The following is a 21,986-nucleotide window of genomic DNA, read 5'->3' as shown; positions in this document are numbered from 1 at the left end:
GCCCCTTCTTCGTTCCAGCAGGTCGACGCCCTATCAGTGGCTGAGATGGCCGACGATCCGCGCGATCGCAATCCATTCGCCGGTCATCGTGCCGAAGTTGGTCAGGATGAAGACCAGCAACGTGCGTGCCACGCGGTTGCGGTACCAGCCGCCCAGCGTGCGCACGTCTTCGCGCAGCGAGATGAAGTCGGCGTACGTCGGCTTGCGCAGCCGTGCCTCGACCAGTGCGCTCACCGCGCCCGCAGGAATCGCCGGACGGAACGGCTTGAACGGCGCGACCAGCGCGCCCGCAAGAATGCTGAGCGGATGTCCGCCCGCGAGCAGCGCGCCGAGCCCGGCGAGCACTGTCGTCGCGACGAACCACTGCACGAGTACGCCGGACGCCTTGGCCATGCCGCCGCTATGGAAGCCCCATGCGACGCCGCCGATGAGCAGCGCGATGATGAGCAGCGTGAACCACGGAATCTTGCGCTTCTTGGTGGTGGTCTCGAGCGACGCGCGAACGTCGGACGGATCGGCCGTCTGCGACGCGAGTTCCTTCGACAGCCCCGCAAGATGCCCGGCACCGACGACCGCGAGCACGTTGGTCGGGCGAACGTCTGCGTCCACCGTGGCGCGCAGACCTGCGGCCATGTAGCGGTCGCGCTCGGCGATGACGGTTTCGTACAGCTGCGGGCTGTGGCTGGCGAACTCGGCGAAGCTCGATTCGAGCATGTCGCCTTCTTTCAGCTTCTCGATCTCGTCCTCGGGCACTTCATCGCTGGCGACCAGCGACATCGCCAGGCCGCTGCCGAGCTTGATTCGCTGCCACCAGCCGAGACTTGCCGCCGCACGACGAAACGTCAGGCCGACATCCCGATCGATCAGCGATACCGGCACGCCACGATCGCGTGCGTCGATCACCGCCTGCTTCAGCTCCGCGCCGGGTTCGATGCCGAGCTGCTCGGCAAGTCGGCGCTGGTAGGCGGCGAGTGCGAGGTTTGCGGCGAACATCGCCGTGCGACCGGTGCGGATCACTTCGACGAGGTCGAGCTTCGCCATCGCGTCGGGTTCGACCAGCGCTTGCATGCGTCCGCTGTCGAGTTCCACGGCGACATGGTCGTAGTCGCCGGTCGCGATCGCGTCGCGCACCGCGTCGACGCTCGCGCGCGAGACGTGTGCGGTGCCAAGCAACGTGTAGCGCACGCCGTCGCGTTCGACGATGGCGTGGGGTTGCGTGGCGAGCGCGTCGGGCAGGGCGTCGGTGGGATCCATGGGGCCTCTAAAACGTCGGCGCCCGATGGCGCCGTGCGAGCAGGGTAGGGAGTCAGCGACGGTCGGGCAACGGCGGCGACTCGGGGTCGCTGCGATCGCCAGCACCGAGCGCACGCAGCATCTGCACGCTTTCCAGCCAGCGCCCGTGCTTTCGGCCGATGCCGGCGAATCGTCCGGCTACGTGAAAGCCGAGCCGCTCATGCAATGCGATCGACGCCGTATTCGCGCCGTCGCCGATCACCGCGATCATCTGTCGATAGCCGAGCGCCGTGCAGTCGTCGATCAACGTCGTGAGCAGGGCGCGGCCGATACCCGCGCCACGCGCCGAGTCGTCGATATAGACGCTGTCTTCGACCGTCCAACGGTAGCCCTCGCGACCGCGATACGCGCTCGCGTATGCATAACCGACGATGCGGCCATCGATCTCCGCGACGCGATACGGATAGCCGGCGTCGACGATCGCGCGAACACGTGCCGCGAACTCGTCCATCGGCGGCATGACGTATTCGTACGTCGCCGTGCCGTGCTCGACTTCGTGCGCGTAGATGCGATGGATCGCTTCGAGATCCGTCTCGCGGACGCGACGGATCACGGGCGCCATGTCAGTCGCGATAGCGCTTGAGCAGGTCGCCGTAGGCGTCGATGCGGCGGTCGCGCAGGAACGGCCAGATGCGGCGCACGTCCTCGCTGCGACGCAGGTCGACTTCCGCCATCAGCACTTCCGGCGTGTCGATCGATCCTTCTGCGAGGAACTCGCCCTGTGGCCCGAGCACATGGCTCGATCCCCAGAAGTCGATGCCGCTACGACCGATCGGCGACGGCTCGTGGCCGACGCGATTGCACGACAGCACCGGCAATCCATTCGCTACTGCGTGCCCCCGATGCGACAGGATCCACGCGCCGCGCTGGCGATCCTTCTCGTCCTGCTCGTCGTTCGGATCCCAGCCGATCGCCGTCGGATACAGCAGCATTTCCGCACCAGCGAGCGCCATCAGTCGCGCGCCTTCCGGGTACCACTGATCCCAACAAACCATCACGCCAAGACGGCCGACCGACGTATCGATCGGATGGAAGCCGATGTCACCGGGCGTGAAGTAGAACTTCTCGTTGAAGCCCGGATCGTCCGGGATATGCATCTTGCGGTACTTGCCCGCGAGCGAGCCGTCGGCGTCGAGTACGACAGCGGTGTTGTGATACAGCCCGGGGCCGCGACGCTCAAACAGCGAACCCACGATGACGACGCCGTGCTTCTTCGCGAGCGTGGACAGCCGTTCGGTCGTCGGGCCGGGAATCGGCTCCGCCGTCTCGAACTCGTCGACGCACTGGTGCTGGCAGAAGTACGCGCCGTTGTGCAGTTCCTGCAGCAGCACGAGCTTCGCGCCGTTGCCGGCGGCTTCGCCGATGCGCCGCTCGATCGCGTCGAGATTCGCTTGCGCGTCGCCCTGATTTTTCTCCTGCACGAGCGCGACGGGCAGGACCTTCGTCTTCAACATCAGACCACTCCTTCCGGCAGCTGCATGGTGATGCAGTGCAGGCTGCCGTTCTGCCAGATCAGCGGACGGCACGGGACCATCACGATCTCGCGGCCCGGGAACGCTTCGCGCAACACGGCCTGCGCGCGCGCATCGGCGTCGTCGCCGTCGCCGTAAGACGGTGCGAGTACCGCGCCGTTGACGATCAGGAAATTCGCGTAGCTCGCCGCGAGGCGGCGCCCGTCGTCGACGATCGGCTTCGCCCACGGGAGTTCGAACAGTCGATACGGACGACCGTCCTTCGTGCGCAGCGCGGTGAGTTCGTCTGCCATCGCGCGCAAGTGCCGGTAATGCGAATCCGACGGGTCGTCGCAACCCTGGAACACGATCGAATCGACCGACGCAAAACGCGCAAGCGTGTCGATGTGCGCGTCGGTGTCGTCACCTTCGAGGTAGCCGTGGTCGAGCCACAGCACGCGATCCTGCGCGAGCCAATCCGCCAGCTTTGTCGACAGCTCCTCGCGCGATGCATCCGGGTGACGATGGTTGAGGCACTGCCACGTTGTCAGCAACGTGCCGTCGCCGTCGGTGTCGATCGCGCCCCCTTCCAGTGCGAATGGAATCGACGTGCGCTCGGCGCGCGCGAACAGGCCGCCGCGTTCGAGCGATTCGACCAGCGCATCATCGCGGCTGGCTTCGAACTTGCCGCCCCACCCGGTGAAACGGAAATCGAGCAGCCGGAACCCGTCGCGACCGCGCAGCGTGATCGGGCCCGAATCGCGCAGCCAGGTGTCGTCGTATTCGTTGCGCACGAAGCGCACGCGCGAAAGATCCACGCCCGCGCCTTGGAGCAGCGCGCGGGCATGCGATTGCAGCGCGTCGTCCGCGACGCAGACGATCGCGCGTTCGAAGCGAACGATCGCCGTGACGAGCGCGACGTAAGTCGTCTCGACGTCGGCGAGGCGGTCGGCCCAATCCGTTTCGGCGTGCGGCCACGCGATGAGGACGGCGGACTGCGGCTCCCATTCGGCCGGGAGCCGGAGATCGGTTTCGGTCATCGAAAATCCTGTCAGCGGATCGCTGGCTTCGGGCCGATTTCGTTCGGTGCGGCCTTGTTGGCGACGGCGTCGACCACGCGGCCGTGCTCGAAGTAGACGGTGAACCCGGGATACACCCAGCGCTGGATCGTCGGCCACTGGCGCTTCTGGCCGCCGGCGGGGTCGAGGCGCTGGCTCGGGGCGCCGTAATGCTTCTCGACATCCGCGACGCGCATGCCGCGCGCGGGCAGGGCGCCGCTTTCCTGCTTCACGCGATCGATGAGAAGGGTTTCGGCATGGACGCTGCCGGCGAACAGCAGAGCGAGGGCGGTGACGGCCAGAACGGTGCGAACCATGGTGTCTTCCTCGGGCGGCGCCCGGAACGGGATGAAGCGGCGATTGTATGCAGCGGCCGCATTGTCCGAAGCGCCGTTGACGCGACGGGTGAAGGCGGCACTCCGGAACGCACGTCCCAGAACGCGAAAAGCCGCCTTGCGGCGGCTTCTCGGCGAACCGGCAAGGTGCCGCGCGATTAGCGCTGACGAGCCTTGAAACGCGGGTTCGACTTGCAGATCACGAAGACCTTGCCGCGGCGGCGGACGACCTTGCAGTCACGGTGACGGGCCTTCGCCGACTTCAGGGAGGACAGGACCTTCATGAGAGAAACCTCGGCAAAAAGAAAAAGAAGACGGGCAAACGAAGCCGCGCATTATAGCGAGCTAACATTTTGAAAACAATGGGATGTTGCGATGGCGTGATCAGGCCGCGTCGACGCCTCGACGCCAGCTCGTCGGCAGCGCAGGCTGAGCCCTTGAACTTGTCGCCGATCGGGCCCGGCACCACATCGGTCATGGGCATTTTCGCGCTAAACGGCGAGAATGGCGACATGGATCCCACCGCTCCCGTGCTCACCATCGACGGCCCTTCCGGTTCCGGCAAGGGCACCATCAGCCGCCTCGTCGCCCAGAGCCTGGGCTGGCATTACCTCGACTCCGGCGCGCTGTACCGCGCCGTGGGCGTCTCGGCAGGCTGGAACGACCTCGACCTCAGCGACCCCGGTGCGCTGGTCCGCTGCTGCTTTGACAGCCACATCGAGTTCGTCGAGGTGCCCGAACAGGAGCTGCGCATCCTCGTGAACGGCCGCGACGCCACGGACGAGATCCGGACGGAGACCGCCGGCGCCGCCGCTTCGGCGATCGCCGCGATTCCGGAGGTCCGCACCGCGCTCAAGGAGCGCCAGCGCGTCTTCCGCCAGCAGCCGGGCTTGGTGGCCGACGGCCGCGACATGGGCACGGTCATCTTTCCCGACGCGGCGACCAAGGTCTTCCTGACGGCCAGCGCCGAGGAACGGGCCGAACGGCGCTATAAACAGTTGAAGGAAAAGGGAGTTTCCGTTAACTTGGGCGATCTGCTGCGGGAGATTCTTGCCCGTGACGCCCGCGATGCTTCACGCGCGGTGGCGCCGTTGCGGCCGGCCGACGACGCCGTCTGCATCGACACCACCGGCACCGGCATCGAGGCGGTGGTCGAACGCGTGCTGTCCCTGGTCCAGCGGTAACGCTCGCGATTCCGTCCGGAATCGTTCCGAACCAGAGCCCGTAAACGTCCGGCCTGCAGAGCCGGCCCGTCGCGCTGCGCGACGGATCTAAAACAGCACGGTGCGATTCCCGCACCCCCAACGGGTGGGCCTGTCATTACGCCAAAAGGCGCGTGCAGAGCCTGTGTGTCCAACTGAGCAATTTTCCAATGACCGAATCATTTGCCGAACTGTTTGAAGCCAGCCAGACCAATCTGGCGAAGCTGAAGCCGGGCTCCATCGTCACCGGTATCGTCGTGGAAGTCCGCGGCGACGTGGTGGTGATCAACGCCGGCCTGAAGTCCGAAGGCATCGTGCCGATCGAACAGTTCCGGAACGACGCCGGCGAGATCGACGTTGGCGTGGGCGACGAAGTCAAGGTCGCCCTCGACTCGATCGAGAACGGCTTCGGCGAAACCGTCCTTTCGCGCGAGAAGGCCAAGCGCGCGATGGTGTGGGACGAACTCGAGGAAGCCCTCGAGAAGAACGAGACCATCACCGGCCGCATCAGCGGCAAGGTCAAGGGCGGTTTCACCGTCGACATCAAGGACGTCCGCGGCTTCCTGCCCGGTTCGCTGGTCGACGTGCGCCCGGTGCGCGATTCGAGCTACCTCGAGGGCAAGGAACTCGAGTTCAAGCTCATCAAGCTCGATCGCAAGCGCAACAACATCGTCGTGTCGCGTCGCGCCGTCGTCGAGAGCGAGCACTCCGAAGAGCGCGAGCAGCTCATGGAGAAGCTGGTCGAAGGCGCCGTGCTCAAGGGCGTCGTCAAGAACCTCACCGATTACGGCGCGTTCGTCGACCTCGGCGGCATCGATGGCCTGCTGCACATCACCGACATGGCGTGGAAGCGCGTGCGTCACCCGTCGGAAGTGGTGGAAGTCGGCCAGGAACTCGACGTCCGCGTGCTCAAGTACGACCGCGAGCGCAACCGCGTTTCGCTCGGCCTGAAGCAGCTCGGCGAAGATCCGTGGGACAACATCGCGCGTCGTTACCCGGCCAACAGCCGCGTGTTCGGCAAGGTCTCGAACGTCACCGATTACGGCGCGTTCGTCGAGATCGAGCCGGGCGTCGAAGGCCTGGTCCACGTGTCCGAGATGGATTGGACCAACAAGAACGTCAACCCGTCCAAGATCGTGCAGGTCGGTGACGAAGTGCAGGTCATGGTGCTCGACGTCGATGAAGACCGTCGCCGCATCTCGCTCGGCATGAAGCAGGTCACGTCGAACCCGTGGGAGACGTTCTCCGTCCTCCACAAGAAGGGCGACAAGGTGGAAGGCCAGGTCAAGTCGATCACCGACTTCGGCATCTTCATCGGCCTGGACGGCGGCATCGACGGCCTCGTGCACCTGTCCGACATCTCGTGGAACACCACGGGCGAAGACGTGGTCCGCAACTACAAGAAGGGCGACACGGTGGAAGCCGTGGTCCTGGCGGTGGATCCGGAGCGCGAGCGCATTTCGCTGGGCATCAAGCAGATGGAGCAGGACCCGATGGGTTCGTTCGTCGCCACCAACTCGCGCGGCTCGATCGTGCGCGGCACGGTGACGAACGTCGACGCGAAGGGTGCGACCGTCGAACTGTCCGATGGCGTCGAGGGCTACATCCAGGCTCGCGATATCGCGCGTGAGCGCGTCGACGATGCGACGACCAAGCTGAAGGTCGGCGATCAGGTCGAAGCAAAGGTGATCGGCAACGATCGCAAGTCGCGCCAGATGCAGCTGTCGATCAAGGCGAAGGACTACGCGGAAGAGAGCGAGGCCGTGGCGGACTACAACCGTCAGGCGAGCGAAGCGTCTGCCGGCAACATGAGCCTCGGCGCGTTGCTCCGCGAGCAGCTCGGTAAGAAGGGCGAGTAATCGCCAGCGGTAAAACCGGGACGGCCCGGCCCTGTCGGGCCGTCCTTTTTTATGCGGGGACCGTGATTTCCACGTCCGTGCATCGCGAACACTTCGCGCTCCCGAACCCGGCCGTTCATGACCAAGTCCGAGCTCATCGAAATCCTCGCCCAGCGCCAGGCCCATCTGAAGGCCGAGGACGTCGAATTGGCGGTGAAATCGCTGCTGGACATGATGAGCGGCTCGCTGTCCGGCGGTGAGCGCATCGAGATCCGCGGCTTCGGCAGCTTCTGCCTGCATTACCGGCCGCCGCGCGTGGGCCGCAACCCGAAGACGGGCGAGTCCGTCGCGTTGCGTGGCAAGCACGTGCCGCACTTCAAGCCGGGCAAGGAACTGCGCGAACGCGTAAGCGGCGTGCAACCGATCGACGAGGACGTCTGACGTCCGCCGGCAGGGCGTGTGCCTTGCCATCCCGGCCTGTGCTGGGTGACTCTCCCGCCGACATCGACGGAGCCCACGATGGCGTTCATCAACGAATGGCTGTGGTTCTTCCTGCTGCTTCCGTTCGCCGCGCTTTCGGGCTGGGTGATCGGTCGTCGCGGCGGAAAGCTGCACAGCGAAAGCCAGGTCAGCCGGCTTTCCACGACTTATTTCCGCGGCCTCAACTACCTGCTCAACGAGCAGCCGGACAAGGCGATCGAGCTGTTCCTGCACATCGCGGAGCTCGACAAGGAAACCTTCGAGACGCAGGTCGCGTTGGGTCATCTGTTCCGGCGTCGCGGTGAAGTCGACCGCGCGATCCGTCTGCATCAGGCGCTCGTGCAGCGCAACGACCTCAACGATGCGCAGCGCGTACAGGCGTTGCTGGCGCTCGGCGAGGACTACATGAAGTCCGGTCTGCTCGATCGCGCCGAGACGGTGTTCGCCGAACTCGTCGCGCTGGATCTGTCCCCGCTCGCGCTTCGCCATCTCATCGGCATCTATCAGGCCGAGCGCGACTGGGCGAAGGCGATCGAGAACGCGCAGAGTTTCGAGTCCGCGACCGGTGAGCCAATGGGCAAGCTCATCGCGCATTTCGAATGCGAACTCGCCGATCGTTATCGCGCCGCGGGTGACGTCGAAGCCGCTGCGGCAGCGGTCGCACGCGCCTATCAGGCCGACGCGAACTCCGTGCGTGCCGGCATGCTCGAAGGTCGCATGGAGATGGACGCGGGCCGGCATACCGCTGCGATCCGTTCGTTCGAGCGCGTCGCGCGCAGCGATCCCGATTATCTGCCGGAAGTGATGCCGCAGTTGCTCGAGGCGTACGACGCCGTCGGCGACGTACCCGGTGCGCGCAAGTTCCTCGCAGAGATGTGCGAACACTATCGCGGTATCGCACCGGTGCTTGCGCTGACGCGGATGATCGAGCGGGAGGAGGGCGTTGGTGCGGCGCGTGCCTACCTCGCAAAGGAACTGAAGAATCGTCCGTCCGTGCGCGGCGAGGCGGCACTGATCGAGCTGTCGCTGGCGGAAGAGGCCGACTCGACGGCGACGCTCGTCGACCTTCGCAACATCACCGACCAGTTGCTCGTACGCAATCCGAGCTATCGCTGCACGCGATGCGGATTCGGCGCACGCAGTCATCACTGGCAGTGCCCCAGCTGCAAGGAATGGGGCTCGGTGAAGCCGCTCCTGAATTACGCCGTGGTGTGACCGGCGTGTTGCTGCTCCTCGTCGTGCTGGTGGTCTCGGCAGCCGGCACGTGGCTGGCGCGCGCGTATGCCCTGCGACGTCGACTTGTCGATGAGCCCGGCGCGCGGCGAAGTCATACGGTGGCGACGCCGCGTGGTGGTGGTGCCGGTCCGGTCGTCGCGATCGCGGTTGGCGCTGTGGTCATCGGTGCTCGTAGCTCGCGCCCCAGCGAGACATTGCTCGCGCTAGCGGGGTTCATAGCGGTCGCGGGGATCGGTGCCTGGGACGATCATCGGCCGCTTTCGGCATCATTGCGATTGGGCGTACACGCGATCGCTGCAGTGCTGCTCGGCTTCGCGGTGTTCGATCCGTCAGTCGAGCCCCTGCTGTTCGTCGCAACGGTCGGGCTTACGGTCGTGCTGGTGAACGTGTGGAATTTCATGGACGGCATCGACGGAATCGCCGCGTCGCAGGCGTTGCTCGTCGCGCTCGCGATCGTCGTTATCGGCGTCGCAGCACCGATGTCCTTCGCGCTGGTCGTCGCAGCCGCATGCGCCGGGTTCCTGCCGTTCAACCTGCCGCGGGCGAGAATATTCCTTGGCGATGTGGGAAGCGGCGCTCTGGGCTTCGCGCTCGCGTGGATCGTCGCCGGGGCCGCGCGTGAGTCGATCACGCAAGCGTTGTGGATGTTTCTCCCGATGTCGGCGTTCCTGGTCGATGCCGGCATGACGCTCGCTCGTCGCATGATCCGACGCGAGCGATGGTGGGAGGCGCATGCGCAACATCTGTATCAGGCGCTCGCGCGGCGCTACGGGCACGGCCGGGTGACGAGCGGCTATGCGCTGTTCACGCTTTGTGCTTCCGCTGTCGCATATGAGGTGTCTTCACGGGTCGTGGGCTTTACCATGGCGTCCGTGGCCCTGTGGTATACGGGCGCGGCTGTGACGTGGCTGCTGGCGCAACGCTGGATCGCGCACGCGGCCGACAGGGAATAACCGAGAAGGATCGATGGCCGGAACGTTGTCCCCATGGCAGGCCCGCCTGCCACGCGTCGCGATCGCCGCGCATGACCTCTCGATGGTGTGGTTCGTCTGGTACGGACTGCAGTGGATGCGGTATGCGGTCGAGCCGAATCCGCCGAGCCTTCCGCTGTGGTCGATCGAGACGGCGCTGGTACTGCTCGTGCAGGGCGCTGCGTTCTGGCACGTCGGTCTCTACCGCGGGCTTTGGCGGTTCGCGAGCGTCCCCGATCTCTGGAACATCCTGAAGGCTGCGGTGATCGGCGTCATCGGCGTCGTTGCCGCGCTGTTCCTCTACAACCGCATGGATACGGTGCCGCGCGTCGTGCTGGTGCTGTACCCGGTGGTGCTGGCCGCCATGCTTGGCGCGCCACGCCTGATATATCGCGCGTGGAAGGACGCGCAGTCCGACAGTCGACGTGTTTCGTCGACGCGCGTTCTGGTCCTCGGCGCGGGGCAGGCCGCGGAAGCACTTGTTCGTGACCTACGCCGCTTCGGAACGTATCAACCGGTCGGTTTCCTCGACGATGCGCCTCGCCTGCGCGGCTCGAAGATGCATGGCGTTCCGGTGCTCGGCGCGATCGAGCAACTCCCGGCGATCGCGCGCGAAACCGCCGCGCAACTCGTCGTCATCGCGATCCCGTCGGCGGACGCCACGGAGCTGCAGCGCATCGTCACCATCTGCGAGCGCAGCGGCCTTCCGTTCCGCATGGTGCCGCGCCTGCAGGACGTGCTCGAAGGCCGCTCGATGCCGGGCGAGCTCAAAGAGGTCGCGATCGAGGACCTTCTGGGACGCAAGCCCGTGCTGCCGGACTGGAAAGCGATCCGCAGCTGGCTTGGCGGTCGTTCGATGCTGGTGACCGGCGCGGGCGGTTCCATCGGCGCCGAACTCTGCAGGCAGTGCGCGCGCCATGGCGCGCGTCGTATCGCGCTCGTCGAAATGGACGAGCTCGCGCTAATGACGACCGAAGCTGCGCTTCGTCGCGACTTTCCCGAGATCGAGATCATCCCAATCCTCGGCGACTGCGGCGATCGCGCGGTGATCGCTTACGCCATCGACCGTGCGCAGCCCGAAGCGGTATTCCACGCCGCCGCTTACAAGCAGGTTCCGGTTCTCGAGTCGCAGCTGCGCGAGGCCGTGCGCAATAACGTCGTTGCGACGTATAACGTCGCGCGCGCATGTCGCGATTCATCCGTCGGTACGTTCGTTCTGATCTCGACCGACAAGGCAGTCGACCCGGTCAACGTGCTCGGTGCGACAAAGCGCATGGCGGAAATGATCTGCCAGGCGCTGGCGGATTGCCCGACGCGCTTCGTGACCGTGCGCTTCGGCAATGTCCTCGATTCGGCGGGCAGCGTCGTTCCGCTGTTCCGCGAGCAGATTCGCGCGGGTGGGCCGGTCACCGTCACCGACCCCGAAGTCACGCGATTCTTTATGACAATTCCGGAAGCCTGCCAGCTCATCCTGCAGGCCTCCGCGATCGGTACGCACGAAGCGGTGTACACGCTCGATATGGGCGAGCCCGTGCCGATCCGTCTTCTCGCCGAGCAGATGATCCGGCTCGCAGGCAAGCAGCCCGGTCGCGACGTCGCGATCGTGTACACCGGCCTACGTCCTGGCGAAAAGCTGCACGAGACGCTCTTCCATGCGGACGAGCGCTACCGCCCGACGCAACATCCCAAGATCCTGCAGGCCGAGCCGCGCAAGGTCGTTGCGACGAACGTCATCGACGCGGTCAACATGTTCAACGAGGCCTGCGGACGATACGACCTCGTGGCGCTCGCGCGATTGCTGCGGGATGCGGTGCCGGAATTCGAACCGCTGACGACTACCGCCAATGGCACGTCGAACGCGACTGTCGTCGCATTTCCTGCACGGCATTCCCGGAAAATCTGATCGGTTTCCGGCTCCCACATTCGAATCTCGATGACATCCACGCCCCCGCGTCGCATCCGCAAAGCCGTATTCCCCGTTGCCGGGCTCGGCACCCGATTCCTTCCGGCGACCAAGACCGTGCCGAAGGAGATGCTTCCGGTCATCGACAAACCGCTGATCCAGTACGCGGTCGATGAAGCGATCGAAGCCGGTTGCGACACGCTGGTGTTCATCACCAACCGCTACAAGCACGCCGTCGCGGATTATTTCGACAAGGCCTACGAGCTCGAACAGAAGCTCGAACGCGCGGGCAAGTTCGAGCAGCTCGATCTCGTGCGCCACGTGCTGCCGGCGGGCGTCAAGACGATCTTCGTGACGCAGACCGAAGCGCTCGGGCTCGGTCACGCTGTGCTCTGCGCGAAAGAAGTGATCGGCGACGAGCCGTTTGCGGTCGTGCTGCCTGACGACCTCATCTGGAACCGTGGCCCCGGCGCGCTCAAGCAGATGGCGGACGCATCCGCGCAGACCGGTTGCAGCGTTATCGCGGTGCAGGACGTGCCGCCGGAAAAGACGGCGAGCTACGGCATCGTCGCGACGCAGGATTTCGCGAATCGCCAGGGCCGCATCACGCGCATCGTCGAGAAGCCGGCACCGCAGGATGCGCCGAGCAGCCTCGCGGTGGTCGGTCGCTACGTGCTGTCGCCGCGCATTTTCTCGCTGCTCGAATCGACCACGCCGGGGGCGGGTGGCGAGATCCAGCTGACCGACGCCATCGAGCGCCTGCTGGCCGAGGAATGCGTCGACGCCTATCGTTTCCGCGGCACGCGCTTTGACTGCGGCACGCACATCGGCCTCATCGAGGCGACCATCCGTTACGCGCTCGACCACGAGAAGCTGAGCGACGCCGCGGCCGAGATGATGCGCAGCGCACTGGTCGAACTGGGCGTCGTCGAAATCAGCTGACGCTGGACAGCCCGCACGCGCCGCGCCACGCTGGCGCGATGCCGCGATATCTAGGCGATTACTACAACGCGAGTGCTGGCCCGCCGCCGGCAGCACGACCTTTGTCGGGGGCCGTCGACTGCGACGTCTGCGTCGTAGGCGGCGGTTTTGCGGGACTCAATACGGCGCTGGGGCTCGTCGAGCGCGGACATCGCGACGTCGTTCTGCTCGAAGCCAAGCATGTCGGCTACGGCGCGTCCGGTCGCAATGGCGGCTTTGTATTCGGCGGCTATTCGCGCGGCGAGGATCGGCTGCTCGCGGACCTCGGCCCAGACGTCGCGCGAGACGTCTACGGCTGGACGCTCGATGCCGTCCGCACTATTCGTTCGCGCATCAACGACTACGGCATCGCCTGCGACGTGGTCGACGGCGGCGTGATCTGGGCGAACTGGTTCGGTGATCCGGCGCCGCTGAAGGCGCGGCAGTCGCTGCTTGCAGGTCAGTACGGCATCGACTGGGCGTGGCTCGACCGCGAAGAAATTCGTCGTCGCATCGTGAGCGAGCGCTACTCCGAAGGCCTTTACGAAGGCGCCGCATTCCACTTCCATCCGCTGCGTTACGCGCGCGGGCTCGCCGGCGTGCTGCAAGACGCGGGTGTGCGAATCCACGAATCAACGCCAGCGCTTGCACTCGATCGGGACGGCCCGGGTTGGCGTGTGCGCACGCCGAATGGCGAAGTTCGCGCACGCACAGTAGTACTGGCCTGCGGTGGCTACCTCGCGAAGCTGCGTAGTCGCGTCGATGCCGCGGTGCTACCCATCGCCACCTACGTGATGGTCACGGAGCCACTCGGCGATCGCGTGCAAGACGTGCTGCGCACGCAGGCCGCGGTGTACGACACGCGTTTCGCGTTCGACTACTACCGCCCGCTGCCGGACACACGACTGCTCTGGGGTGGACGCATCTCCGTCCGCGACCGCGCGCCGGGCGAGGTCGAGAAGCTCCTCGTCGGCGACATGCTGCGCGTGTTTCCGCAGCTTCGCGGCGCCGCCATCGACTACGCCTGGTCGGGTCTGATGAGCTACGCGCCGCACGAGATGCCGCATGTCATGGAGGCGGAGCCCGGCCTGTGGATCGCGCAGGCGTTCGGCGGGCATGGTGTTGCGCCGACGACGGCTGCGGGCGAGCTCGTCGCGTCCGCGATCGCGGAAGGCGATACACGTCACCGCCATCTCTCTCGCTACGGCCTGCAGCCAGCGTTCAAGCCATTCGGTTTCGCGGCGGCACAGGCCAGCTACTGGTGGGCACAGTCGAAGGACGGGCTGAAGGATCGGCTTGCGCGGGGATTGTTCGACCGGACGTAGGCAACCCGCAACGCAGCCGATGCGCATACCCGACGCCGTGCCTTGGCATGGATGGGTGGGAGCCAAAAAAACGGGGCCCGTAGGCCCCGTCGATTCGAAACTCGGACGATCACACCGCTTCGAGAATGCCCGCAGCGCCCATGCCGGTGCCGATGCACATCGTCACCATGCCGTACTTCTGCTGGCGACGACGCATGCCGTGCACGATGGTTGCCGTGCGCACCGCGCCGGTCGCCCCGAGCGGATGGCCGAGCGCGATCGCGCCGCCGAGCGGGTTGACCTTGGACGGATCGAGTTCCGAATCCTTGATCACCGCCAGCGCCTGCGCCGCGAACGCTTCGTTGAGTTCGATCCAGTCGATCTGATCGCGCGTCAGGCCGGCCTGCTTCAGCGCTTTCGGAATCGCCGCATTCGGGCCGATGCCCATGATGTGCGGCGGGACGCCGGCGACCGAGAAGCTGACGAAGCGGGCGAGGGGCGTGAGGCCGTACTGCTTGATCGCCGATTCCGACGCGATCAGCACCGCTGCCGCGCCGTCGCTCATCTGCGATGCGTTGCCGGCGGTGACCGAGCCGCCGAACTGGCCGTTCTTGAACACGGGACGCAGCTTGGCCAGGCCTTCCATCGAGGTATCAGCGCGGGGGCCTTCGTCGGTGTCGACCAAACGCTTGCGCAGCTGGATCGTGTTGCCGGCGAGCTCGGGCACGTGCGACACGACTTCGTACGGCGTGATTTCGTCGCGAAACTCGCCGTTCGCTATCGCGGCGAGCGCCTTGCGATGCGAGGCGACGGCGAACTCGTCCTGCGCTTCGCGCGAGATGTTCCACTGCTTCGCGACGTTCTCGGCGGTGATGCCCATGCCGTAGGCGATCGCGATCTGGTCCTCGTCCTTCGAGAACACGCGCGGATTCAGCGCGATCTTGTGGCCCATCATCGGCACCATCGACATCGACTCGGTGCCGCCGGCGAGGATCAGGTCGGCATTGCCGAGACGCACCTGGTCCGCGGCCAGAGCGACGGCCTGCAGGCCGGACGAGCAGAAGCGATTGATGGTCTGCGCGGCGACGGTGTGCGGCAGGCCGGCCAGCAGCACGCCGATGCGCGCCACGTTCATGCCTTGCTCGGCCTCGGGCATCGCGCAGCCGATGATGGCGTCGTCGATCTGGCCGAGGTCGATGCCCGGCGCCTGCGCCACTACGCTTCGCAGCACGTGCGCGAGCATGTCGTCGGGGCGGGTATTGCGGAAGACGCCGCGCGGGGCCTTGCCCACCGGCGTGCGGGTGGCGGCGACGATGTAGGCGTCCTGGATCTGCTTGCTCATGTCTGTTTTTCTCGGTTCGAGGTCGAAGCGGATTCGGAAGGTCGTGCCTTCGAACCTCAGTTCCGCAGCGGCTTGCCGGTCTGCAGCATGTGCGCGATGCGCTGCTGCGTCTTTTCCATCTGCGCGAGCTCGACGAAGTGCTGGCGCTCGAGCTTGAGCAGCCACTCCTCGTCGACCACCGAGCCGCGATCGACCATGCCGCCGCACATGACGGTGGCGATGCGCGTCGCGATCTCGTAGTCGTGCGCGGAGATGAACATGCCTTCGAGCATGTTGATCAGCATCATCTGCAGCGACGCGATGCCGACGTCACCTGCAACAACCACGTTGCGTGCGGGCAGCGGCGGACGATAGCCACCTTCCGCCAGCGCGCGAGCCTGCGCCTTGGCGACGTGCAGCAGCTCGTGGCTGTTGAATGTCACGGTGTCGCTTTCGCGCGCAAGCTTCAGCGACTTCGCCTCGAATGCGGACGTCGAGACCTTCGCCATCGCGACGCTTTCGAACGGCGCCTTGAGCTGCGCGAACACGTCGCCGCCCGGACCGGCGGCCTGCGACGCACGCACTGCGAATTCCTTGAGGCCGCCACCTGCCGGCAGCAAGCCGACGCCCGCCTCGACGAGGCCGACATAGCTTTCCAGCCCGAACACCGTGCGCGCCGCATGCATCTGGAACTCGCAGCCACCGCCGAGCGCGAGGCCGCGAACGGCCGCGACCACCGGCACCAGCGAGTACTTGATGCGCTGGCTGGTGCGCTGGAAGTTCTCGACCATCGCCTCGAAGCCCGCGACGTTGCCGGCCTGCAGCAGGCCGAGCGCGCCGGCGAGATCGGCACCGGCGGAGAAGGGCTCCTTCGGCTGCCAGATCACCAGCCCGCCGAAGTCACGCTCGGCGATCGAGATCGCTTCCTGCAGGCCGTCGAGCACCTTGTCCGACACCGTGTGCAACTTGGTCTTGAAGCTGACGACCGCGATGTCGTCCTCATCCGCCCACAGGCGCAGGCCGTCGTTCTCGAACAGCGTCTTGCCGGGCGCGAACTTCTCGCCGAGCAGCGCATCGGGGAAGCGCTGGCGCGCATAGACCGGGTTCGACGAGCGCGCGACCGCTCCGTTCTGCGCCGGGCTGAAGCTGCCCGTCGCCTCGTGCACGCCATCGCGTGACGCGACCCATGCCGGCAGCGGCGCATTCGCCATCGTCTTGCCCGCGGCGACGTCTTCCGCGATCCACTGCGCGACCTGCTTCCAGCCCGCCGCTTGCCACGTCTCGAACGGGCCCTGCGACCAGCCGTAACCCCAGCGCATCGCGAAGTCGACGTCGCGCGCCGTGTCGGCGATGTCCTGCAGGTGGAAGGCGCTGTAATGGAACGTGTCGCGGAACACGGACCATAGGAGCTGCGCCTGCGGGTTGTCGCTGGCGCGCAGCGCGGCGAACTTCTTCGCCGGGTCGCGTTCCTCGAGGATCGCTGCGACGTCCGGATCGAGATCGCCCGCGGTCGGCCGGTAATCGCGCGCCGCGACGTCGAGCACCAGGATGTCCTTGCCGCGCTTGGTGTAGAAACCCGCACCGGTCTTCTGGCCCAGCGCGCCCTTCTCGACGAGGCCGGTCAGCCACACCGGCGCCTTGAAGAACGCATGCCACGGGTCGTCCGGCAGCGTGTCCGCCATCGTCTTGATGACGTGCGCCATCGTATCGAGGCCGACCACGTCCGCGGTGCGGTACGTCGCCGACTTCGGGCGACCGATCGCCGGGCCCGTCAGCGAATCGACGGCGTCGAAGCCGAGGCCGAGGCGCTCGGTGTGATGCATCGCGGCCAGCATCGAGAACACGCCGATGCGGTTGCCGATGAAGTTGGGCGTGTCCTTCGCGATCACGACGCCCTTGCCGAGCGTGGTGGTCAGGAACGTTTCGAGGCCTTCGAGGACTTCGGCATCGGTCGTTGTCGCCGGAATCAGCTCCGCGAGATGCATGTAGCGCGGCGGGTTGAAGAAGTGCACGCCGAGGAAACGATGGCGCATCTCTTCCGGCAGCACGCCGGCGAGCGCGTTGATGCCCAGGCCCGACGTGTTGCTCGCGAGCACCGCATGCGCCGGCACGAAAGGCGCGATCTTCTTGTAGAGGTCCTGCTTCCAGTCCATGCGTTCGGCGATCGCTTCGATCACCAGGTCGCAGCCGCGCAGCAGCTCAAGCCCGGTCTCGTAGTTCGCCGGCGTGATGCGCTCGGCGAGCGCCTTGTCGGCAAGCGGGGCAGGGCTGAGCTTGGCGAGGTTCGCGATCGCCCTGGTCACCACGCCGTTGGGGTCGCCTTCCTTCGCGGGAAGGTCGAACAGCACGGTGTCGACACCGGCGTTGGTGAGGTGCGCGGCGATCTGCGCTCCCATGACGCCGGCACCCAGCACGGCGGCGCGGCGGACGAGCAGTTTCTTCGACATGTCGGTGGTAGTCCCGGGTTGGGAGATCAGGAAAGTTCGGCCGGACGGCAGCGGAAGCCGGCGGCGGCGAAACGGATCAGTTCCCGCGCCGCGCGGGCACGGTGGGCAGCCTCGGACGTGCCCGAAGGCCGCTTGATGAGGCCGAAATCGGACATCGCATAGGTCAGCGCGCCGGCGAGGAAGTCCAGGCGCCAGTACAGCTCTTCCTTGGTCAGCTCGGGCACCACGGTCGAGATCGCCTTCGCGAATTCGCGCAGCACGTGGCCGTAGTGGTCCGACAGGAACTTGCGCAGCGCGTCGTTCTTCTCGGCGTAAGCGCGGGCGATGACACGCATGAACGACGCGCCGCCGTGGCGGTCCTGCGCCATAGCCAATGCGGGCTCGACGAACGCGCCAAGGATGGGTTCGAGATCGCTGGTGCCGGACGCGACCGCAGCCTTCAGCGCATCCAGCCGGCGCTCGCTCATCTCGTCCATGCGGCGACGGAAGACCTCGTTGACGAGGTTCTCCTTGCTGCCGAAGTGGTAGTTCACCGCCGCGATGTTCACGTCCGCGCGGCTGGTGACCTGCCGCAGCGACGTGCCGGCGAAGCCGTACTGCGCGAACAACTCCTCGGCGGCGCCGAGAATGCGGTCCTTGGTGGAGAAGGGAGCGGGGGTGGACATGCGGACTACCGAATCAAACGCTTGTTTGATGGTAGACCCGGACCATACGGGGGTCAATGGTCCAGCGGCCGGGCGCGCCCGCCGCTTTCATCGATAGGGCCTGAACGCGTAGAATCTACGGCTGCCAGTTCGGCTAAACCCGCGTAACTACGCGGGTTTTTCTTGTTATCTTGGGCGTCGAGACAGATCGCGCCCGCCAACCCGGAGAGATTCACATGGCGCTGGAGCGCACGATTTCGATCATCAAGCCCGACGCGGTCGCCAAGAACGTGATCGGCCAGATCTATACCCGCTTCGAGCAGGCCGGCCTGAAGGTCATCGCCGCCAAGATGAAGCAGCTCTCGCGCCAGGAAGCGGAAGGTTTCTACGCCGTCCACCGCGAGCGCCCGTTCTTCAACGCGCTGGTCGAGTTCATGGTCTCGGGCCCGGTGATGATCCAGGTGCTCGAAGGCGACAACGCCGTCGCCAAGAACCGCGAGCTGATGGGCGCCACCAATCCGAAGGACGCCGCGCCGGGCACGATCCGCGCCGACTTCGCCGCCAGCATCGACGCCAACGCCGTGCACGGCTCGGACAGCCTGGAGAACGCCGCGATCGAGATCGCGTACTTCTTCGCGCAGACCGAAGTCTCCGCACGCTGATTTGAAGTGAGTGAAATGACCGACACGCCGCGCAACATCGACGCAACGCTCATCGAAACGGCATCCGCCGTCGCGACGAACGCGGCTGCGCGCGCGGACGTGGCGGTCGCCGCGTCGGGGTCGAAGAAGACGAACCTCTTCGACCTCGAACGCGTGCAGCTCGAAGATTTCTTCGAGCAGGTGCTGGGCGAGAAGCGTTATCGCGCGCACCAGGTGATGAAGTGGATCCACCACCGCTACGTCACCGATTTCGCGGACATGACCGACCTCGGCAAGGCGCTGCGCGCCAAGCTCGAGCAGCGCGCGCACATCCACGCGCCGTCGGTGGTGTTCGACAAGGCGTCCGAGGACGGCACGCACAAGTGGCTGCTCGGCATGGACCCGAAGAACGCGATCGAGACGGTCTACATCCCGGACAAGGGTCGCGGCACGCTCTGTGTGTCGTCGCAGGTGGGCTGCGCGCTCAACTGCCAGTTCTGTTCGACCGCAACGCAGGGTTTCAACCGCAACCTGTCGACCGCCGAGATCATCGGCCAGGTCTGGGTCGCGGCGCGGCATCTCGGCAACGTGCCGCACCAGCAGCGCAAGCTCACCAACGTCGTCATGATGGGCATGGGCGAGCCGCTGGCGAATTTCGACAACGTCGTGCGCGCCATGAGCATCATGCGCGACGACCTCGGCTACGGCCTCGCGAACAAGCGCGTCACGCTGTCGACCGCCGGCATGGTGCCGATGATCGACAAGCTCGGCGAGCTGAGCGACGTGTCGCTCGCGGTGTCGCTGCATGCGGCGAATGACGAGCTGCGTAGTGAGCTCGTGCCGCTCAACAAGAAGTACCCGATCGACATGCTGATGGACGCGTGCGTGCGCTATGCGCTGCGCAAGCCCGGCACTTCGGTCACCTTCGAATACACGCTGATGAAGGGCGTCAACGACCAGCCGCAACATGCGCGCCAGCTGGTGCAGCTCATGAAGGCGTTCGATCGCTCCGTGCAGATGAAGGGCGCCGCGAAGGTCAATCTCATTCCGTTCAATCCGTTCCCGGGCACGCGTTTCGAGCGCCCGACGGACCAGGCGATTCGCGCGTTCCAGAAGCTGCTCAACGAAGCCGGCATGATCGCGCCGGTGCGCCGTACGCGCGGCGACGACATCGACGCGGCCTGTGGCCAGTTGAAGGGGCAGGTGATGGATCGCACGCGTCGCAACGCGGAATTCCGCAAGCAACTTGCTCAAAAGGAGCGTGGTGATGCCGCAGCGTGAGCTGTTGAAGGCGACGACGATCCTGGTCGTTCTCGGGTCGCTCGTCTTCGCATCCGCCTGCAGTCGCCTCACCTTCGTACGACAGGACACCGGTCGCGGTGACTACAGGCAGGTCGCGCCCGAAGTCCACATCGATTCCAAGAACAACGCGCGCGATACCGCATACACGATGACGCAGGTCGCGCAGTCGCGACTGGTCAGCGGCAACGCGCAAGGCGCTGTCGACGCCGCGGAGCGCGCGCTCAAGGCCGACCCGCATTCCGTCGAAGCGCACAGCCTTCTCGCACTCGGGCTGGACATGCTCGGCCGCAGCAGTGAGGCCGGCCCGCATCACAAGCGCGCCGCCGAACTCGCACCGGATCGCGGTGCGCTGCTCAACAACTACGGCATCTGGCTGTGCTCGAACGGGCAGGCGGCGGCTTCGCTGGACTGGTTCGATCGTGCCGCCGTCGCGCAGGGCTACGAAACGCCGGACTCCGCGCTCGCGAATGCCGCCGCGTGTGCGTTGCAGGCCGGGCAGGGCGCCCGCGCCGAGAAGGACGCACGCCAGGCGCTCGCGGTCGCGCCGGCCAATCCCTTGGCGCTGCAGACGCTCGCACGCATCCAGCTTTCGTCCGGACATGCGATGGAAGCGCGCGCTTTCATCGAAAGGCGCCTAGCCGCCGGCCCGGCGGACGCGGAAACGTTGCAGCTCGCGTCACAGATTGAACAATCCCTCGGCGACACGGCTGCAGCCGCGCGCTACGGTCAACGCCTGCGGACGGAGTTTCCCCCGGACTCCCGTCCCGTTGGGGAAAAATGATGACGACTACGCACTCGGCCGGCACTGCCGCCGGCGAGCGTTTGAAGCGGGCACGTGAAGCGAGCGGATCGAGTCTGGCCGAGATTTCGGCACGGACCCGGCTTCCGCTGCATGTCCTTACCTCGCTCGAATCCGGCGATTGGGATCGCCTGGGTCCGCCCGTGTTCGTTCGGGGCCAGGCCCGCGGCTACGCCCGCGCGCTCGGCATCTGCATCGACGACGAGACGCTGCCCAGTCCGTTCACGACGACGCAGATCCCGACACTGGTCAGCCACGCCCATGTGCCGCGCTACCGCTACGTCGCCGAGAACCTCGCGCGCCGGGCGGTGTACGCCGTGTTGACGGTCGCGCTGGTGGTGCCGGTCTGGCTGGCGACGCGCAGCCACACCGACGGCGTCCCGCCGGTCGAATCGCTGGATGTTTCGCCTTCGCAGGCGCAGGCCGCCGACCCCGCCGCACGCACGCCGATGGTGGCCTCGCTGGCACCGATCGCGCAGCCGACGCAGGCCATCGCGCCGCTGCGCGTCGAAGTCAGCGGTGACAGCTGGGTGCAGTTGTTCGGCACCGACGGCACCGTCGTCGAGAAGGGCCTGCTGCACGCGGGCGAGTCGCGCGACGTCGAACCGAACCAGATCGCGCGCCTCGTGCTGGGCAACGCGTCGGCCGTACAGGTCACGCTGCACGGCCAGCCTGTCGACCTGACGCCGTATATCCGAGCGAACGTCGCACGCTTTACGTTATCCTCTGACGGTTCCCTCGCGCCGTCCGCGCCCTGATTCCGCCATTCGGCCGGATCATCCGGCCGACACCGCGCGAGGC

Annotated in this window: 22 protein-coding genes; 12 read left to right on the top strand and 10 right to left on the bottom strand. The window is 66.1% G+C overall.

Translation table 11 applies throughout. The features are described 5' to 3' along the window. Positions 1 to 33: 33 nt before the first annotated feature. The 7 genes from ACVWWW_RS09980 to ACVWWW_RS09950 all read right to left on the bottom strand — a co-directional run bounded on the left by ACVWWW_RS09980 (position 34) and on the right by ACVWWW_RS09950 (position 4,651). Positions 34 to 1,254, bottom strand: coding sequence for a TraB/GumN family protein (locus ACVWWW_RS09980; protein WP_027082163.1), 1,221 nt, complete (start codon positions 1,252 to 1,254; stop codon positions 34 to 36). A 52-nt stretch (positions 1,255 to 1,306) separates the two neighbouring features. Then, positions 1,307 to 1,855 (bottom strand): GNAT family N-acetyltransferase, encoded by a 549-nt coding sequence (locus tag ACVWWW_RS09975; RefSeq protein ID WP_027082164.1) that lies wholly within the window; start codon positions 1,853 to 1,855, stop codon positions 1,307 to 1,309. Position 1,856: 1 nt separating this feature from the next. Beyond that, the gene (locus ACVWWW_RS09970; protein WP_027082165.1) at positions 1,857 to 2,747 is read right to left on the bottom strand and encodes a carbon-nitrogen hydrolase; all 891 of its coding nucleotides are present in this window, start codon (positions 2,745 to 2,747) and stop codon (positions 1,857 to 1,859) included. Next, entirely contained in the window at positions 2,747 to 3,784 is a 1,038-nt protein-coding gene (locus ACVWWW_RS09965; protein WP_027082166.1) for an agmatine deiminase family protein, read from the bottom strand. Before ACVWWW_RS09965 ends, ACVWWW_RS09970 begins: the two co-directional genes overlap by 1 nt. Positions 3,785 to 3,795: 11 nt before the next feature. After that, entirely contained in the window at positions 3,796 to 4,119 is a 324-nt protein-coding gene (locus ACVWWW_RS09960) for a hypothetical protein (RefSeq protein WP_027082167.1), read from the bottom strand. A gap of 176 nt (positions 4,120 to 4,295) precedes the next feature. Next, on the bottom strand, positions 4,296 to 4,421 hold the full coding sequence (gene ykgO / locus ACVWWW_RS09955; RefSeq protein WP_010342887.1) for a type B 50S ribosomal protein L36: 126 nt from the start codon (positions 4,419 to 4,421) through the stop codon (positions 4,296 to 4,298). Further along, entirely contained in the window at positions 4,418 to 4,651 is a 234-nt protein-coding gene (locus tag ACVWWW_RS09950) for a hypothetical protein (protein ID WP_155914159.1), read from the bottom strand. The genes ykgO and ACVWWW_RS09950 overlap by 4 nt, the downstream gene beginning before the upstream one ends. Here ACVWWW_RS09950 and cmk point away from each other — a divergent pair. The 8 genes from cmk to ACVWWW_RS09910 all read left to right on the top strand — a co-directional run bounded on the left by cmk (position 4,650) and on the right by ACVWWW_RS09910 (position 14,052). Further along, entirely contained in the window at positions 4,650 to 5,321 is a 672-nt protein-coding gene (cmk, locus tag ACVWWW_RS09945) for a (d)CMP kinase (RefSeq protein ID WP_027082168.1), read from the top strand. The two genes, ACVWWW_RS09950 and cmk, sit on opposite strands and share 2 nt — an antisense overlap. A gap of 188 nt (positions 5,322 to 5,509) precedes the next feature. Beyond that, entirely contained in the window at positions 5,510 to 7,198 is a 1,689-nt protein-coding gene (gene rpsA, locus ACVWWW_RS09940) for a 30S ribosomal protein S1 (protein ID WP_027082169.1), read from the top strand. Between the two features lie 117 nt (positions 7,199 to 7,315). After that, positions 7,316 to 7,618, top strand: a complete 303-nt coding sequence (locus ACVWWW_RS09935) for an integration host factor subunit beta (RefSeq protein WP_027082170.1) — start codon at positions 7,316 to 7,318, stop codon at positions 7,616 to 7,618. A 78-nt stretch (positions 7,619 to 7,696) separates the two neighbouring features. Beyond that, positions 7,697 to 8,872: a lipopolysaccharide assembly protein LapB gene (gene lapB, locus ACVWWW_RS09930; protein ID WP_027082171.1), complete on the top strand. Its 1,176-nt coding sequence runs from the start codon at positions 7,697 to 7,699 to the stop codon at positions 8,870 to 8,872. Next, complete coding sequence (locus ACVWWW_RS09925; RefSeq protein WP_081671959.1) at positions 8,830 to 9,846, top strand: MraY family glycosyltransferase; 1,017 nt, start codon at positions 8,830 to 8,832, stop codon at positions 9,844 to 9,846. Before lapB ends, ACVWWW_RS09925 begins: the two co-directional genes overlap by 43 nt. 13 nt (positions 9,847 to 9,859) lie before the next feature. Next, on the top strand, positions 9,860 to 11,767 hold the full coding sequence (locus ACVWWW_RS09920) for a nucleoside-diphosphate sugar epimerase/dehydratase (RefSeq protein WP_036141401.1): 1,908 nt from the start codon (positions 9,860 to 9,862) through the stop codon (positions 11,765 to 11,767). A 30-nt stretch (positions 11,768 to 11,797) separates the two neighbouring features. Further along, on the top strand, positions 11,798 to 12,709 hold the full coding sequence (gene galU / locus ACVWWW_RS09915; protein WP_036141405.1) for a UTP--glucose-1-phosphate uridylyltransferase GalU: 912 nt from the start codon (positions 11,798 to 11,800) through the stop codon (positions 12,707 to 12,709). Between the two features lie 38 nt (positions 12,710 to 12,747). Next, on the top strand, positions 12,748 to 14,052 hold the full coding sequence (locus ACVWWW_RS09910; RefSeq protein ID WP_027082175.1) for an NAD(P)/FAD-dependent oxidoreductase: 1,305 nt from the start codon (positions 12,748 to 12,750) through the stop codon (positions 14,050 to 14,052). 109 nt (positions 14,053 to 14,161) lie between these two features. Here ACVWWW_RS09910 and ACVWWW_RS09905 read toward each other — a convergent pair whose 3' ends face one another. The 3 genes from ACVWWW_RS09905 to ACVWWW_RS09895 are packed head-to-tail and all read right to left on the bottom strand — an operon-like array spanning position 14,162 to position 18,464. Next, positions 14,162 to 15,373, bottom strand: coding sequence for an acetyl-CoA C-acyltransferase (locus tag ACVWWW_RS09905; protein ID WP_027082176.1), 1,212 nt, complete (start codon positions 15,371 to 15,373; stop codon positions 14,162 to 14,164). A gap of 56 nt (positions 15,374 to 15,429) precedes the next feature. Continuing rightward, positions 15,430 to 17,799 (bottom strand): 3-hydroxyacyl-CoA dehydrogenase/enoyl-CoA hydratase family protein, encoded by a 2,370-nt coding sequence (locus tag ACVWWW_RS09900; RefSeq protein WP_027082177.1) that lies wholly within the window; start codon positions 17,797 to 17,799, stop codon positions 15,430 to 15,432. 26 nt (positions 17,800 to 17,825) lie between these two features. Beyond that, on the bottom strand, positions 17,826 to 18,464 hold the full coding sequence (locus ACVWWW_RS09895) for a TetR family transcriptional regulator (protein ID WP_027082178.1): 639 nt from the start codon (positions 18,462 to 18,464) through the stop codon (positions 17,826 to 17,828). Positions 18,465 to 18,679: 215 nt separating this feature from the next. Here ACVWWW_RS09895 and ndk point away from each other — a divergent pair, with 215 nt between their 5' ends. The 4 genes from ndk to ACVWWW_RS09875 are packed head-to-tail and all read left to right on the top strand — an operon-like array spanning position 18,680 to position 21,943. Next, a complete protein-coding gene (gene ndk, locus ACVWWW_RS09890) occupies positions 18,680 to 19,105 on the top strand; it encodes a nucleoside-diphosphate kinase (protein WP_027082179.1) in 426 nt (141 codons plus the stop codon). Between the two features lie 15 nt (positions 19,106 to 19,120). Further along, the gene (gene rlmN, locus ACVWWW_RS09885; RefSeq protein WP_081671960.1) at positions 19,121 to 20,365 is read left to right on the top strand and encodes a 23S rRNA (adenine(2503)-C(2))-methyltransferase RlmN; all 1,245 of its coding nucleotides are present in this window, start codon (positions 19,121 to 19,123) and stop codon (positions 20,363 to 20,365) included. Next, on the top strand, positions 20,352 to 21,167 hold the full coding sequence (gene pilW / locus ACVWWW_RS09880) for a type IV pilus biogenesis/stability protein PilW (RefSeq protein ID WP_027082181.1): 816 nt from the start codon (positions 20,352 to 20,354) through the stop codon (positions 21,165 to 21,167). The genes rlmN and pilW overlap by 14 nt, the downstream gene beginning before the upstream one ends. Further along, complete coding sequence (locus ACVWWW_RS09875; protein ID WP_456998687.1) at positions 21,167 to 21,943, top strand: helix-turn-helix domain-containing protein; 777 nt, start codon at positions 21,167 to 21,169, stop codon at positions 21,941 to 21,943. The genes pilW and ACVWWW_RS09875 overlap by 1 nt, the downstream gene beginning before the upstream one ends. Positions 21,944 to 21,986 lie beyond the last annotated feature (43 nt).

The sequence above is a fragment of the Lysobacter sp. HA18 genome, from assembly GCF_054057595.1.
This window is presented reverse-complemented; position numbering and strand designations above follow the sequence as displayed.